Origin of the sequence: Streptomyces sp. NPDC001796, from assembly GCF_042892355.1 — a bacterium.
In the GTDB taxonomy this organism is placed as follows: Bacteria; Actinomycetota; Actinomycetes; order Streptomycetales; family Streptomycetaceae; genus Streptomyces.
The window spans coordinates 1-14,444 of the sequence record NZ_JBIAUC010000030.1; the positions used below are offsets into that span (position 1 = coordinate 1).

Genomic DNA, 14,444 nt, shown 5'->3' on the forward strand with positions numbered 1-14,444 from the left:
CGGGCCGACGGGCCATTTTCGGGCGACTTCGCGCACGGCTCGAAGGTGTCCGGATGTCACTCAGAGTGCCACGTCACAGAACCTGAGCCAGAACCCGTTCTCGTGGACAGAGCCAACGAGGTCGACCCGCCCATCAGGACTGCACCCGGCCTCGGTCAGCGGCCTGCGCGCACACTGAACTCCCCGAGCCGGGGGCGCAAGTCACGCCCCGACCGCTGCCCCGGCGTCCTCCTGAGACACGCCCGGCCTGCGCGGCGGACGGCCCGAGTGCGCGACTCGGGCCGTCCCAGGGACTCGTGGACGGCGAAGCCCTGCGGCAGCACCGAGGCGTCAGCCGCGGCGGCTCGCCTGAGCGAGAGCCTGCACGAAGCGCAGGGCGTCCACCGTGCCGACGCCGGTGGCCATGTCGTAGCCCTTGGCGGCCTTGTAGCCGGTGACGCCCTCATAGCTGTTGTCCGTGCCGTCGTTCACGTCGACGATGCCGGAGTTCTTCTGCTTGAGGAGGCTGTACAGCGCCCCGTTGATGTTGCCCACCCGGTGGCCGGCCGCCTGGTCGGCGAGGGCGATGATGCCGGAGAAGAGCGGGCTGGCCTCGCTGGTGCCGCCGGAGACGTCCCAGCCGGTGGCGGTCGGGTCGTAGCTGGAGTAGACCCAGGCGCCGCCGTTGACCGCGGCGGCCATCGACACGTCGGGGGTGCCGCGGCGAGTGCCGACCACGTTCTTCACGCCGTTCTGGAAGGCCGGACGGGTGAAGACGTGGGACTGGCCGCCGCCGCCCGCGCCGTAGTCGTTGTAGACGCTGTCCGGCTTGACGCGCTGCCCCTTGTCGTTCAGGTGGAGCTGGGTGCCGCCGATGGAGGTGACCAGCGGGTCCGAGGACGGCCAGGAGTTGACGTGCTTCTTGTAGTAGGTCTTGCCGTCCGCCATGAGGTCCGTGGCGCCGCCGTCACCGGAGGAGGCGAGCACCGTCACGTGCTTGCGGTTCGCGTCCTGGAAGGCGTAGCGCAGGTTCTTGATGCTGGAGAAGTCGCCCTTGTCGAAACCGGGGAACGTGTTCTCGGTGGCGCCGAAGCTCTGGCTGACGACGTCGCCGACCCCGTGGTCGATCAGGTACTTCTCGGCGCTCATCATCTCCGGGAGACCGGTGGTGCCTTCGGTCTCGGAGACCGCCGTCTCCACCAGGACGATCTTGGCGTCGGGCGCCACGGCGTGGGCCATCTCGACGTCCAGGGAGGTCTCGCCGGCCCAGCCGGTCATGTCGGAGTTCTTCGGGTCGAAGGGGGGCACCTTGCCCCACTTGACCACCTTGATCTTGGTGCTGGGCAGCCCGAACTGCTTGCTGTAGACGTCGAGGTCGTGCTGGACCGTCGGGGAGCCGAACGAGTCGACGATGACGATGGTGCGCCCCTTGCCCGTGATGCCCTTCTTGTACAGCGGGTCGAGGTTGTACGCGGTGCGGTACTGGAGCGGGTTGTAGCAGGCGATGTGCCACTTGGCCTGGCACTGCTCACTGGTCAGCGGGCTGGCCACACCATGGACGAGCGTGTGCCCGACGACGGCCGGAACCGCCTTGGTGTGCGGTACGGCGGCGGGCGCGGCGGTGGTGACGCCGGCCAGCGGAGCGGTCGCCAGCGCGGCGACGGCGAGGGCGGCGGTGGCGGCCGTGGAGGCCGCGGCGCCCCGCCGGGTACGGGCTATATGCATGAATCCCCCTGAGTGGTCCGGAGTCGCACGAAGTGGTCTCCGCACATCCCACCCACTGAGTCATGCACAGGACAAGATCGTTGAACCGTAGATGCCGAATCCTTTACCGGCCCGGGGGACAGCCCCGGCGTCGGAGTTGTCCACAGGCCGGTCCGGCGGTCCGCCCCGCCCCCTTACTCTCGTAGGCATGTCAACCCGCGTCGAGTCCCGCCCCGTGGGTACGGTGACGCGCGGGACGACCAATCCGAATCGGCTGCGCCGGATGGATCGCTGGATCGCAGCGGTCCATGGGGCCGAGCTTCGTCGTGCGGCGGAGCCCGTGGCCGTCGACCTCGGGTACGGGGCCGCGCCCTGGACCGCGGTCGAGTTGCTGCGGCGGCTGCGTGCCGCCGCGCCCCGTACCCGGGTCGTGGGGGTGGAGATCGAGCCCGCCCGGGTCGTGGGCGCTCAGCCGTACGCCCGTGAGGGGCTGGTCTTCCGGCACGGCGGGTTCGAGGTGCCCGTGCCGGGGCGGCCCTCGCTCATCCGGGCGGCGAACGTCCTGCGACAGTACGAGGAGGGCGAGGTCACCGCCGTCTGGGAGCGGCTGTGCGCCCGGCTCGCCCCCGCCGACCCGGCGTCCGGATCCCGCGGCGGGCTGCTCGTCGAGGGCACGTGCGACGAGATCGGCCGCCGTCATGTGTGGGTCGCCCTCGGCCCCGAGGGTCCGCGCACCGTGACGTTCGCCACCCGGCTCGGCTCCCTCGACCGCCCCTCCGACCTGGCCGAGCGGCTGCCGAAGGCGCTCATCCACCGCAACGTCCCGGGTGAGCCCGTGCACGCCTTCCTGCGCGACTTCGATCGCGCCTGGGCCGCCGCCGCGCCCTACGCCGCGTACGGCGCGCGCCAGCGCTGGATACGCACCGTCCGCCGGCTGACGGCGGACTGGCCGGTCACCGACGGCCCGGCGCGCTGGCGCCAGGGTGAAGTCACCGTGGCCTGGGGTGCCTTGGCACCCCGCACATGACCCCTGCCCGACCCGCGGGGAACGATCTTCCTGAGTCCTTCGTCACATTCGCGGGAAGATCGCCGTACGCGGGCCGGTGACAGGGGAGGGAGATCGTCGTACGAGGTGCGGCAGGTGGGGGAGTTTTTTGCGCGGTTAAGTCCCGCCTCTGTCACTTTGCGCCCGAGCGTGGCACGATCCCCAGACGTCTCGTAGGTTACTGACGGTTAATCAGCTTTGGGGGAAAGGTATGGGATCCGGGAAGCGGACCCTGGTCACAGCGGCCATCGCCCTGGTCTGCGCGGTCACCGTGCTGGGCGCACCGGGCGCGGCTTACGCGAGCCCGGAGCGGCCGGACCCGCGACCCACCCCGTCCGACGGCCCGGCCACGGCGTCGGCGTCGGCGTCGGCGTCGGCGTCGGCGTCGGCGTCCGATGAGGTTCTCGAATCGGTCCGCAGAAAACTGGACGCGCTGTACCACGACGCGGCGGTCGCCACCGACGCCTACAACGCGGCCGAGGAGAAGGCCGAGAAGCAGTCGGCGCAGATCGTCCGGCTGGCGCGGGAGATCGTCAAGGGCCAGGAGCGGCTGGCCGATTTGAAGGACCGTGCGGGCGCAGCGGCCCGCGCCCAGTACCGCGGCGGCGGTCTGCCGCCCGAGATGCGGCTCTGGCTGAGCCGCGACCCCCAGGAGTTCCTGGACGACGCGGGCACGGTCCGCCAGGGCGAACACGCGACCACGGGACTGATCGCCGAGTTGACGCGTACACAGGAGGACTTGAAGCAGTACGCGAGCGACGCCGCCGACGAATGGAAGAGGCTCGACGCCAACCGCAAGGCCAAGGCCGAGGCCAAGAAGGAGATCGAGAAGCAGATCGCCGCCGCCGAGGAGCTGCAGTCCAGGCTGAAGAAGCAGGAGCTGGAGCGACTGCGGAAGCTGGAGGAGCAGGCCGCCCACCAGGCACAGGACGCGTGGCTCGGCTCCGGGATACTGAGGGACATTCACGGCAGAGCGTCCGAAGAGGGGCAAAAAGCCGTCCGGTTCGCGACCGATCAGATCGGTAAACCGTACGTATGGGGAGCAGAAGGGCCGAAATCGTACGACTGCTCGGGGTTGACGTCCCAGGCCTGGGCCGCGGCCGGCGCGCCCATCCCCCGCACCTCGCAGGAGCAGTGGAGGCAGCTCAAGCATGTGGACATCAAGGACATGCGCCCCGGCGACCTGATCATCTACTTCTTCGACGCCAGCCATGTGGCGATGTACATCGGCGACGGCGCGATCGTCCACGCCCCGCGCCCCGGGCGGACGGTGACGATCGCGGGGGCCGGGTCCATGCCGATCCTCGGGGTGGTGCGCCCGGACGCCGACTGAGCCGCACGGACACCCGAAGCAGAACCGCGTCATGACGTGACCGGCCCCACGTGACGCGGCCCACCCTCCCTCCGGTTGAAACCTGCGCGGGACGTGACTTTCGTCATCCTCGCCGGGGCGGTTCCGTGTCCAACTGCGTTAGGGGATGCGGCATATGCCGATGGCCGGATGCACCACCCCACCCCGTCCGGCATTCCATTGCGGCCTCGGCTACCGCTATGGTCCCCGTCGATGGGTCGAGTCCCTCGTCCCGTCGTGCCCTCGGGGGGAGGGAAGGAACCCAAGACGATGCCCGTACCCGTGCCGCGGCCCCGAGCGATCCCGGCCGTGGAGGGTGGTCAGGCTCAAGCCGCGTCCCTGCCCGGCGCTCAGACCGCTCAGACCGCACAGGGGCCGTTCGCCCGTGCCAAGGCCCAGAACGACACGCTCACCCTGCTCGTGATCGAGGACGATCCGGCCGGTTCGCCGATCGTGCCCGAGATGCTCGACTCGGCAGGCCGCCCCATACGGCTGCGCACCGCCCGCAACCTCACCGAGGCCGAGCGGCTGCTCACCGACGACGTCCACTGCATCCTGCTGGACCTCGCGCTGCCCGCGCCCGGCCGGGCCGCAGAGGAGGACGACGAGCTGGCCGTGCTCCGGCACGTGCTGCAGCTCGCGCCCCGCCATGCCGTACTCGCGCTCACCGCGTCCGGTGACGCGGAGCGGGGGGCCGAGGCCGTGCGCGTCGGCGCCCAGGACTACCTGTTCCGCGAGGAGCTGGACGGGCGGCTGCTGAGCCGTGCGATCCGGTACGCGGTCGAGCGCAAGCGGTCCGACACGGCCGAGCGGCGGCTGACCGAGTCCAAGCTGCGCGCGCAGGAGAACGCCCGCCTGGAGCGCGGCCTGCTGCCCACGCCGCTGCTCGACGGGTCCTCGCTGCGGTTCGCCGCCCGCTACCGGCCCGGCCGCTCGCGTGCCCTGCTCGGCGGTGACTTCTACGACACGGTGCGCACGCCGGACGGCACGGTGCACGCGATGATCGGTGACGTGTGCGGGCACGGACCGGACGAGGCGGCGCTCGGTGTGGAGCTGCGCATCGCCTGGCGTGCGCTGACGCTGGCCGGGTTGTGCGGGGACGAGCTGCTGTCCACGCTGCAGCAGGTCCTGGAGCACGAGCGGGACAACGACGAGATCTTCGCCACGCTGTGCACGGTGGACATCGCGCCGGACGGCCGCCGCGCGGGGCTGTGCCTGGCCGGCCACCCGGCCCCGCTGATCGCGCGCCCCAGCCTCCCCCGAGCTCTCGGCTCCGCTCGAGCAGCGGGGACCCCCGTCCCCGAGCTGCTGCCGTACGACAACAACGGCCCCGCCCTCGGCCTGCTGCCCGGCGCGCGCTGGCCGCGGATGCAGGTGGAGCTGGGACCGGTCTGGAGCCTGATGCTCTACACCGACGGACTGATCGAGGGCCGGGTCGGGCAGGACGGGGAGCGCCTGGGGCAGGACGGCATGGTGGAACTGGTCCGCCGCCGGCTGGCCGAGGGCCTGACGGGCGAGGAACTGCTGCGCGCGACGGTCAACGAGGTCCGCGACCTCAACGGAGGGGAACTGGCGGACGACGTGGCGGTGGTCCTGCTCGACCGGGCGCCGTAACCCACGACGTCGGGCCGGCCACGACGGACCGCCGCCCGCCGCCGCACGGACGGCGCGCCGCCGCACGGCCCGTACGCAACCGCCCGCCGCCGCACGGCCCGCCCGGGCCTCCCGCCGTCTACCGCCCGCCGTTGTACGGCCCGTACGGACCGTCGCTGCTGCTCCCCCGGCGGCGACGGCCCCAGCCGCCGCCCGAGACCTGCTTGAGGGCGGGGCGGACGTCCACGAAGAAGACGATCGTGGCGACGAGGCCGGCGAGTTGCAGGAAGAGCATCGGCACGAACAGGTTCACCGCGACCGCGATGCCGAGGATGATCAGCCAGAAGCCCTTGTTCTGCTTGTCGGCGGCGCGGTACGCGTCCTCCCGATACAGCACGGCCATGGCCAGCGCCACCACGGCGAGCACCAGCATGGCGGTGAAGAGCAGCCACATCAGGCCGCCGAATGCCGTCATCAGCACAATGCCCACCACCCGAGTCGAGTCGTCTCCACGGCCAACCGTACCCGCCTGCGGCCACCGCGTACCCGTACAACGGGCCGGGCACCTCGGAAGTGCCCGGCCCGTCGTCCGTCATCGTCATCCGTCACGCGACCCCCACCGGGGCCACGCGTGACTCACTTGGCCGGAGGCGTGGTCTTCTTCGCCGCCCCCGGCTTGCGGGCCGCCGGAGTCGTCTTCTTCGCCACCGGCTTCTGCTCCGCGGCAGGCTGGGCCTTGGGGGCCTCGGCCGGCTTCGGCTCGGTCCTGACCTCGACCGGCTCGGGCTTGCCCTCGACCGCGACGGCCAGTTCCTCGATCTCCTCGGCGGCCTCGCCGCGCCAGGTCTTCACGGCCTGCTCGCCGTGCTCGGCCACCTTCTCGTAGGTCTCCCGGGCCTTGACCGCGTACTCGGCGGCGACGCCCACACCCCGCAGCGCGAGGTCCTGGGCGGTCTCGCCGAGCTTCTTCAGGTCGGCGTCCAGGCTGCTGCCGAACTTCTTGAGGTCCGAGTCGAGGCCGCCCAGGAACTCGCCCACCTTGGCCTGGATGGTCGACTGCGTCTCCTTGACGCGGGCGCCGGCCTCCTTGGCGCGGGCCGCGGCCTTCTCCTGGACCACCTTCGGGTCGGTGTTGCGGACGGCCTCGAGGCGGGCCGGGGCCTCGGCGCGCAGCTGCTCGACCAGCGCGGGCACCTTCTTGGCCTGCTTCAGGGCCAGGTCGGCGGTGCCGGCGGCGAAGTAGAGCGGGGTGGGGTCGCTGAGGGTCTTGCGCAGGTCGTTGGTGATGGCCATGGGATGGTCCTCCCGTTTCGGCTTTGTCGAGGGTTTTGGGCGGTCCGCGGGACGTCGAGCCGTCGTCCCGGTGGTCCGGTCGCTGTCCGTGGTCCCGGTGGTCCCGGTCTCCCGGTCAGCCGGCTGCCTGCCGCGGACCGGCATCGCTGCCGTCGGCCGTGCGGGGGCCGGCGTCGGCGGTGTCCTGGGCGTCGTCCATGCCGTGCGCCCCACGAGACTGCTGAGCCTCCCGGGTCCGAGCCTCCTGAACGGCCTGGCCGACCTCGTCCGGCGCGCCCGCCCGGGCGATCTCGAAGCCGTTCTCCTTGCGGAACGACTCGTAGATCTGCAGCAGCACCTGCTTCTGCCGCTCGGTCAGCGTGGGATCGGCGAGGATGACGGCACGCGTCTCCACCTCGTCCCGGTCCCGCTCGGCGTCGAGGATGCCGGCCCGCACATACAGCGTCTCGGCGGAGATCCGCAGCGCCTTGGCGACCTGCTGCAGCACCTCCGCGCTCGGCTTGCGCAGCCCGCGCTCGATCTGGCTCAGATACGGATTGGACACGCCGGCGGCGTCGGCAAGCTGCCTGAGCGACAGCTGCGCGTTGCGCCGCTGCTCACGCAGGTACTCACCGAGGTTGCCGACGTTCAGCGATGCCATGCCTCCACCTTGCCCCAGAAGCGCTAACAATTGCAAGCACCCGCTTGCAAAAGTGCGCCACACCACGCGGGAGAGGCGCCGCGCCACGGGGAGAGCCCCGCCGTCACCGCTCAGGGCCTGCACCACCGCCGTCCATCCCACACCCTCCCCTCCCGGGACCGTGGGAGGCGCCGGTGCGCGGACGGGTGACGTCACAAACCGTTGGCACGAGATCGCGTACCCCGATAACCTGCCGTCCATGACTGCCGGGTCGGCCTTGGGCCGTTCACGAGTGGGGCACCCGGCCTCCGAGTGAGGCGGGGGCGGGCGAGAGGCCCGCCGCTCCTTTTCTGTTCCGACGCGTATCGCCATCCCACCACGCCGAACAGAAGAAGGCAGCGACAGCAGAGCATGCCCAACCTCTTCAACCAGCAGATCATCGATGAGTTCCGCGCCCACCGCGGCCGCGTGGGCGGCCCCTTCGAGGGCGCCCGGTTACTGCTCCTCACCACCAAGGGCGCCCGCACCGGCGCCCTGCACACCACCCCTCTCGGCTACTACCCCGACGGCGGCGAGCGCGTCCTCGTGATCGCCTCGGCCGGGGGCGCGCCGCGGCACCCCGACTGGTTCCACAACCTCCTCGCGCATCCCCAGGTCACCGTGGAGACGGGCGTGTTCACCTACGAGGCGACCGCGGTCGTCCTGGACCGCGCCGCACGCGACGAGGCCTTCGCCCGCGCCGTGGAGTCCGACCCCGGCTGGGCCGAGTACCAGGCGAAGACGGACCGTGTCATCCCGGTCGTCGCCCTCCGGGAGAACCCGAGGCCGGGCCCGCCGCGCATCGAGGCGTCCTCTCCCGGCGAAGCCATCCGGGCGGTCCATGACGTCTTCCGCCGCGAGCTGGCCCTGATCAGGAAGGAGTTCGCGGCCTCCGGAGGCGGCTCCTCGGTGGGCGCCCAGCTCCGGATCAACTGTCTGACCCTCTGCAAGGGCCTGGGCAACCACCACGCCGGCGAGGACATCGCTCTGTTCCCGTCCCTCGAAGTCCGCCACCCCGAGCTGGCGCCGGCCTTCGACCGGCTGCGCCGCGAGCACCAGCGGATCGCCGCCCTCCTGGAGGATCTGCGCCGGGTCGTGTCGGCAGCGGACGCCGACCCGGCGCGTGTTCTGCCCGAGGTGGAACGCCTCACCGACGAGTTGGAGGCGCACCTGACGTACGAGGAGGAGCAGTTGGCAGCCGTGCTCGGCTGACCAGGACGCCTGCGGGTCGCGCCACCGCGACATCCCGGGACACCCCGGTGGGTCGTCGAGGGCTCACCGGGGCAGCCGGGGAGGCCCGCGCCGCCTCCGCTCGCCTGGTCGTCCCGCGGCCGGTTCGGCCCGCGCCGCCTCCGCTCGCCCGGTCGGCCCGCGCCCGGTTCGGCCCGCGCCGCCTCCGCTCGCCCGGTCGGCCCGCGCCCGGGGCGCCCGGTTCGTCCCGCGCCCGGGTCGTCCGGTGACGGGCTTCACGCCGGCGCCCGGCGGCAGGTCACACGTCCGCGGAGAGCCCGGCCGTCCGCCCGCGTCCATGGCCCCCATGCGGGAGCGCGCGGGCAAGATGGGGATTCGCCGTCAGTTTCGCCGGAAGCCCGAGCGCGGCCGTGGCCTCGAACAGGGTCATCGCGTACGTGTCCACCGCCCGGCGGACGTTGGGGGCGTCCAGGCCGTCGCCGGTGACGAGACGGTCGAGGTCGACGTACGCCGAGCGGACGACCTCCATCCACCGGTAGACCCGCCAGTCGTCCTGCCAGCCCTTGGTGCAGTCCTCCGGCAGCCGCTCGGACCAGCGGGCGAACAGCCGCTCCCGGATCTCGGGACGTGTCGGCGTGAGGTGCATGTGGCGCACCAGGTCGTACAGGGCGTCCCCGATCATCGCCATCTCCCAGTCGATGAGCGTCAGACCGCCGGTCGGCCGGCGCACCAGGTTCCACGGGTTGAGATCGCCGTGCAGGAGCACCGGCCGGCGCGGGACCAGGGTGTGGCGGTCGAGGATCTCGCCCAGGCGGTGGCTGCTGGGCAGTCCGAGTTCCCGTGCCAGATCCGCCGTCTCCTTGGGCAGTTCGCCCACCAGGCGGACCAGTTCGTCGCACAGGCCCTTGTAGAAGTCCTGCCGGAACACGGCGCGACCGAAGTCGGTGCAGTCGACGCAGGTCAGCGCGTTCAGCTGGTCCACCAGGTCGTCCGCCTCGTACGGCCGGAGCCCGTCCACGGGGTGGTCCGGCGGACGGATGTCGTCCGGTCCCTCGTAGGAGTGAATGGTGAACGGCTCGTTCAGCCCGCTGGTGCCCAGGGCCAGGACCTTGGGGGCCCGTACACCGGCCTTCGACCGCTCGATCGCCCTCAGGACGGCGTGCTCGTTGAGGAACCTGCGCTCCCGGGGATTCCCCGCGCCGGCCTTCCGGCGGACCATGACGGGAGAGGCCACTCCCGGCACCCGAACCGCCGTGTTGAGGTGAGCCGCTCCTTTGAAGACCCGGTCCGCCGAAGCGGCGCCCTCCTCGAACAACGCCTTGCTCACCGCCGCCGCCGGGAACCCCGGGAGCAGCGGCACCCGCTCGTCCGGCTGCCATACGATCTCCATCGCGGACCGCTCCCGGGCCTTGCCCCCGTGGGACTCGCTCCACCGGAAGAGGATGCGCTCGATCTCGCTCTCGTCCGGCACGTGGCCCAGCCGCAACGGTTCCTCGGCCGCGAGCAGCGCCCGGCGCACCGCCTGCGTCGCCGCATCGAGGTCACGCTGGTGGAAGGAGTCGCCGAGCGACGTCGCCGCACGCATCACGTCGGGGTAGACGGACTGGGCCCGTTCGAAGGCGACGTAGTGCTTCAGATCCCGGTCGAGGCCGTTGACGGCCGTGGGGCGCCGCCTGCCCATGGCCTCGTGCCACGCCTCCACGACCTCGGGCCACTGGTAGTCGGGGTACTGCATCCGCACCAGATGGGTGGCGAGGTCGTGCAACGGGTCGCCGTATCCGGCCAGTTCCCAGTCGACGCAGATCAGGGGCGGTTGGCCGCGGTAGGACACGATCACGTTGTCCCGGTGCAGATCCGTGTGGAGCAGGCTGAAGGGGCGTCGCACAAGGGCCGGGACCCGCTCCGCGAAACGCACCATCGCGTCCTCGGGGATGCCCAGCATCGCGAACAGCCCGCCGAACTCGGCCCAGTTCGGCCGCCTGATCTGCTCCTCCGCCGCGAACGCCAGCGCCCGCAGAAAGGCACCGCTGTCCCGGCTCGAACGGGGCCAGGACACCGGGAGCGGGGGGAGGTGCTGCCTGTCCACCTGTGTCATGTCCGCCAGGAGGCCCGCGAGGTCGGCGACCAGTTCCGAGTCCACCGGCTGCCCCTTGGGGCAGATGCTGGACAGCGGCACCCCCTCTACATAACTCAGGACGGAGATGTCACCCCACTTGGCCAGACAGCGGGGGACGTACGGGAGGACCCCGCTGATCGTGTTGAGGATCTCCGCCTCGTCGTGCCACGTCCTGATGACCACGGACAGCGCCGACCGGATCCGCTGCCGCACCGTGACGGGTGCGCGGTTCTCTCCGGCCACCAGCCGGGAGTCCTGCTCGGTGAGCGGCCGCACCATGTAGTTGAGGTTGTGGTGGCCCCGTCCGAAGGAACCCAGCGCCCTGGCGTAGCGCAGGAACCGCTCGTACGCGTCGTCCGCCGCAGGCTCCAGAGCGCGGTTGCTAGGCACTGGCGGACCGCCCAACGGTGACTCCTGAATGGCTGTGCGGCGCGTGCGATGGTCATGCGCCGCGAACAAGGTGGGCACACGGTAGGGCATCTCAACGCAGCGGAACGTCTGACTCCAGCATTCGGTACGCATCTGAGCGCTTGCGGCACTCAGAAGCAGCACGCCGCTGGAGATACCACGGATGCCGGATCCGTGTCAGGTGGCCTCGGCGAGCAGGTCCCACGCGGAGTTGAACCAGGACTGCATGCTGTCGACGAAGGTGGAGCCGGGCGAGTTCGGGTCGTCGTCCCGGATGTGGTGCGTGAGGGTGGCACCGAGCCCGATCACGTCGAGCGCCTCGATCTCCCGGCCGCTGTCCAGGACGATGGGACGCTCGTCCACCACATAGGGGCCGAACAACGCCTCGGACTCGTTGAAGAGGTAGACCTTGAAGGCCGGCGGCAGTGCCACATGGCGGACCTGCAGGTCGAAGGACTCGACGAGTTTCGACGCCTGGAGGCTCGCCAGCACCCGCGGCAGCGAGGCCATGGCGTCCCGGGCGATCCCGAGGTGGCGCTCCCTCACCGTCTCGGCCTCGCCGGGGTGCATGGCCCTGGGGTACGGAAGCTCCAGGTCCTCCGACGGCAGCAGAAGCCGTACGCTCACGCGGGGCGGCGTGGGGTGGGACTCGGCCCTGCGCACCCGGACCCATTCGGCCTGCAGCATCTGCAGGTGCATCCCGAGCGATTCCGCGGTGAGGGTGTAGACGTCGAGCGCGACCTCCTGCAGACCGAACGCCTGCTCGATGAACGACCCCACGGTCACGGCACCACCCCGGTGCACTCTCCGGGGGGTGGAGGATTCGATGCGCTGACTCCGGATCACCCGCGATCCGCTGCCGCGCCGGGACTCGATCCAGCCTTCACTGGTGAGTTCCCTGATCACCCGCTGCACGGTGTCCCGGGACACGCCGAACTCCTCGGCCAGGGCCCGTTGAGGAGGAAGCGTGCCGTTCACCGGATACGTCCCGTCGGCTATGCGGATGCGCAGGGCTCCCGCTACACGGTCGAACTCCGTGCCGCCGCCGTCGCCGACCCGTTCTGCGTCCACATACCGACCGTACCTTCTCCGCCCGGCAGGCAAACACTTTCCGGTCAGCCAACAGTCCAACTGCCCTACTGGTTAAGGGATCAAGCAGGCAGGGCACTTCCAATTCAGAGCGACCAGTCCAATTGGACTGCAAGTTGATCGGTTCACGGAATCTCAACGGGAGCTTCACTGGAAGCGGAAGGGCCGGGTGGGGGAAATGATCCAGTCGGAAGCGCTCGCCACCGCCGCCGAGTTCGTCCTGTCGATGCTGGCCCAGTCGGAGTACGGACTGCTGGGAGCCGTCCTCGCGGCGCTCGTCTTCATGGGTGTCCGAGCGGACCGGCCGCGCCTCGCGTTGGGAGCCGCGGTGGTGTTCGCCATCCTGATGGCTCAGGCCTGACCGCGCAGGATCAAGAGCAGCGGTTCGAGCGAGTGCACGACGATGTCGGCACCCGCGTTCCGCAGGCTCTTTTCCTTGTCCTCGTTGCGCGCGTAGCCGAGGAACTCGACTCCGGCGTCCTGAGCGGCGAAGAAGTCCGACGGCGCGTCGCCGATCATCAAGGACAGGGAACGGTCCGCCCCCATGGCGTTCAGGGCCTGGTTGAGGCAGTGCGGGTGGGGTTTGAGCAGATCCAGGTCGACCGTACGTCCGAAGACGTAAGGGGCGAAGCAGGAGGCCAGTCCACGGGTCGCCAGGTAGTCGGCCGCCACGCGTGCTGAGTTGTTGGTCGCTATGGCGAGTTGGCCGCCGACGGTGCTCCAGGTGCGGATCAGCGGGTCGGCGTACGGGGTCGGCATGGCCGACGCGGCCGCCTTCAGCTCCTGCTGGGTGAGCCTCTCCTCCAGTTCGGTCACCAGGTCGCTCTGCGGGTGCCGCCGGTGGATGGCCTCCAGGACGTAGTGCGGATCCGGGTGGACCCGTTCCTCCTCGGTGAGCAGGCCCCGCAGCCCCCGGCTCTCGAGCCACTCCACGAGTTGGCTCGCCACATGCTCGGCGGCGTGCCTGGCGAAGAGCCGGCAGATCGGACCGTCGAAGTCGAAGAGCACAAAGCGCGCGCCTGTGATCCGTTCACGCAGTTTCGCTGTCTCTGCCGTCACCGCAGCAGTCTGCTTCGCATCAGAAGTCACTAGGAGAGTGTCAGGTCCGTGGTGATGGTTTCCCAGAGGGCGTCGAACCACTTCTGGGACTCCTCCACGAAGGCGTCGTCCCGTCGCCCCGCCCGGCGTTCGAAGGAGAAGAGGAGGGAAGCGGCGCCGAGCGTGTCGTACATCTCGAGGGTCTGGCTGTTCACCTCCTCCTCGCGCCTGGTGAGCATGTAGTACGCCATGAGGGCCTCGGCGCCGTTGAGGAGGTAGAGCTTCACCGGCGGGGTGAAGGGCAGGGCCCGGAACGTCACACGGACGTCGATGCCGTGCGACGAGCGCAGGGCGAGGAGGTTGTGGCGCAGCACGTGGCCCTGGGCGTTGCGCTGTTCGAGCCAGCGTTGGTGGACCGGGTCCTCGTCGTCGCCCGGGTTGTCGACCGAGATCGGGAAGGCCAGGTTGATCTTCCGGGAGGGCAGCAGGATCCGCACGTCGATCGACCGGGGACGGACGCGACCCTCGTGGATCAGCCGGAGCGGTTCGCCCAGCGCCAGCATCAGGGTCTCGGCGGTCAGGCAGGCGGCGTCGATGCGCACCTGCGGGGCGGCGAACGCCTCGGCGAGCCTCGGCGCCAGCGCCACCATCGTCGGCTGCGGCTCGTCGGCGGCCGGTGAGGGCTCGGCGATCCGGGGCGGGCTGCCCCGGCTGACGCTGCTGAGCAGGCCGTCGTCCTGGAGGGCGCGCAGGGCCTGACGGACGGCGCCCCGCTCCACGCCGAACTCCTCGGCGAGTTCGGCCTGGGTCGGCAGACGCTCGCCCGGCTTCAGCTCACCGGTGCGGATCCGGGTCCGCAACGCATCGGCGATCTCCTGGGGCGAGAACCTTCTGCTGCCGTTCACTGCGACGTTCTCCTGGGTCACGACCAAACGCTACAACCCCCATCCATCTACCGGGAGTTGTTTGTAAGTTGTTT

At 70.6% G+C, this 14,444-nt stretch carries 13 protein-coding genes; 5 read left to right on the plus strand and 8 right to left on the minus strand.

Features of this window, described 5'->3' with window-relative positions; all coding sequences use genetic code 11:
- Positions 1-330: 330 nt before the first annotated feature.
- Positions 331-1,704, minus strand: coding sequence for a S8 family serine peptidase (locus ACFYZE_RS34195; RefSeq protein WP_389002990.1), 1,374 nt, complete (start codon positions 1,702-1,704; stop codon positions 331-333).
- Positions 1,705-1,891: 187 nt separating this feature from the next.
- On the opposite strand from ACFYZE_RS34195, the gene ACFYZE_RS34200 reads away from it, so the two are divergent.
- From ACFYZE_RS34200 to ACFYZE_RS34210, 3 genes are all read left to right on the plus strand, one after another.
- Positions 1,892-2,710 carry a class I SAM-dependent methyltransferase gene (locus tag ACFYZE_RS34200; RefSeq protein ID WP_389002993.1) on the plus strand — a complete coding sequence of 273 codons (819 nt, stop codon included), beginning with the start codon at positions 1,892-1,894 and terminating at the stop codon, positions 2,708-2,710.
- 229 nt (positions 2,711-2,939) lie between these two features.
- Positions 2,940-4,061 (plus strand): NlpC/P60 family protein, encoded by a 1,122-nt coding sequence (locus tag ACFYZE_RS34205; RefSeq protein WP_389002996.1) that lies wholly within the window; start codon positions 2,940-2,942, stop codon positions 4,059-4,061.
- 288 nt (positions 4,062-4,349) lie between these two features.
- The gene (locus ACFYZE_RS34210) at positions 4,350-5,693 is read left to right on the plus strand and encodes a PP2C family protein-serine/threonine phosphatase (protein ID WP_389002999.1); all 1,344 of its coding nucleotides are present in this window, start codon (positions 4,350-4,352) and stop codon (positions 5,691-5,693) included.
- 118 nt (positions 5,694-5,811) lie between these two features.
- Here the strand turns inward: ACFYZE_RS34210 and ACFYZE_RS34215 are convergent, their stop codons facing one another.
- The 3 genes from ACFYZE_RS34215 to ACFYZE_RS34225 form a co-directional block, all read right to left on the minus strand.
- On the minus strand, positions 5,812-6,153 hold the full coding sequence (locus ACFYZE_RS34215; RefSeq protein ID WP_200421102.1) for a DUF2516 family protein: 342 nt from the start codon (positions 6,151-6,153) through the stop codon (positions 5,812-5,814).
- Positions 6,154-6,308: 155 nt separating this feature from the next.
- Positions 6,309-6,965, minus strand: coding sequence for a hypothetical protein (locus ACFYZE_RS34220; protein WP_389003002.1), 657 nt, complete (start codon positions 6,963-6,965; stop codon positions 6,309-6,311).
- Between the two features lie 115 nt (positions 6,966-7,080).
- A complete protein-coding gene (locus ACFYZE_RS34225; RefSeq protein WP_389003005.1) occupies positions 7,081-7,605 on the minus strand; it encodes a helix-turn-helix domain-containing protein in 525 nt (174 codons plus the stop codon).
- A gap of 390 nt (positions 7,606-7,995) precedes the next feature.
- On the opposite strand from ACFYZE_RS34225, the gene ACFYZE_RS34230 reads away from it, so the two are divergent.
- The gene (locus ACFYZE_RS34230) at positions 7,996-8,835 is read left to right on the plus strand and encodes a nitroreductase/quinone reductase family protein (RefSeq protein ID WP_389003008.1); all 840 of its coding nucleotides are present in this window, start codon (positions 7,996-7,998) and stop codon (positions 8,833-8,835) included.
- A 277-nt stretch (positions 8,836-9,112) separates the two neighbouring features.
- On the opposite strand, the gene ACFYZE_RS34235 is transcribed toward ACFYZE_RS34230, so the two are convergent.
- Both ACFYZE_RS34235 and ACFYZE_RS34240 read right to left on the minus strand, forming a co-directional pair.
- Positions 9,113-11,209, minus strand: a complete 2,097-nt coding sequence (locus ACFYZE_RS34235) for a phosphotransferase family protein (RefSeq protein WP_389003166.1) — start codon at positions 11,207-11,209, stop codon at positions 9,113-9,115.
- A 306-nt stretch (positions 11,210-11,515) separates the two neighbouring features.
- Positions 11,516-12,409 (minus strand): GntR family transcriptional regulator, encoded by an 894-nt coding sequence (locus ACFYZE_RS34240; protein WP_389003011.1) that lies wholly within the window; start codon positions 12,407-12,409, stop codon positions 11,516-11,518.
- Positions 12,410-12,605: 196 nt separating this feature from the next.
- Between ACFYZE_RS34240 and ACFYZE_RS34245 the strand changes: the two genes are divergently transcribed.
- Complete coding sequence (locus tag ACFYZE_RS34245) at positions 12,606-12,788, plus strand: hypothetical protein (protein ID WP_389003014.1); 183 nt, start codon at positions 12,606-12,608, stop codon at positions 12,786-12,788.
- Here the strand turns inward: ACFYZE_RS34245 and ACFYZE_RS34250 are convergent.
- Together ACFYZE_RS34250 and ACFYZE_RS34255 are read right to left on the minus strand one after the other, a co-directional pair.
- Complete coding sequence (locus ACFYZE_RS34250; RefSeq protein WP_389003017.1) at positions 12,779-13,567, minus strand: HAD family hydrolase; 789 nt, start codon at positions 13,565-13,567, stop codon at positions 12,779-12,781. The two genes, ACFYZE_RS34245 and ACFYZE_RS34250, sit on opposite strands and share 10 nt — an antisense overlap.
- Positions 13,516-14,397 carry a GntR family transcriptional regulator gene (locus ACFYZE_RS34255; RefSeq protein ID WP_389003020.1) on the minus strand — a complete coding sequence of 294 codons (882 nt, stop codon included), beginning with the start codon at positions 14,395-14,397 and terminating at the stop codon, positions 13,516-13,518. Before ACFYZE_RS34255 ends, ACFYZE_RS34250 begins: the two co-directional genes overlap by 52 nt.
- Between the last annotated feature and the right edge of the window lie 47 nt (positions 14,398-14,444).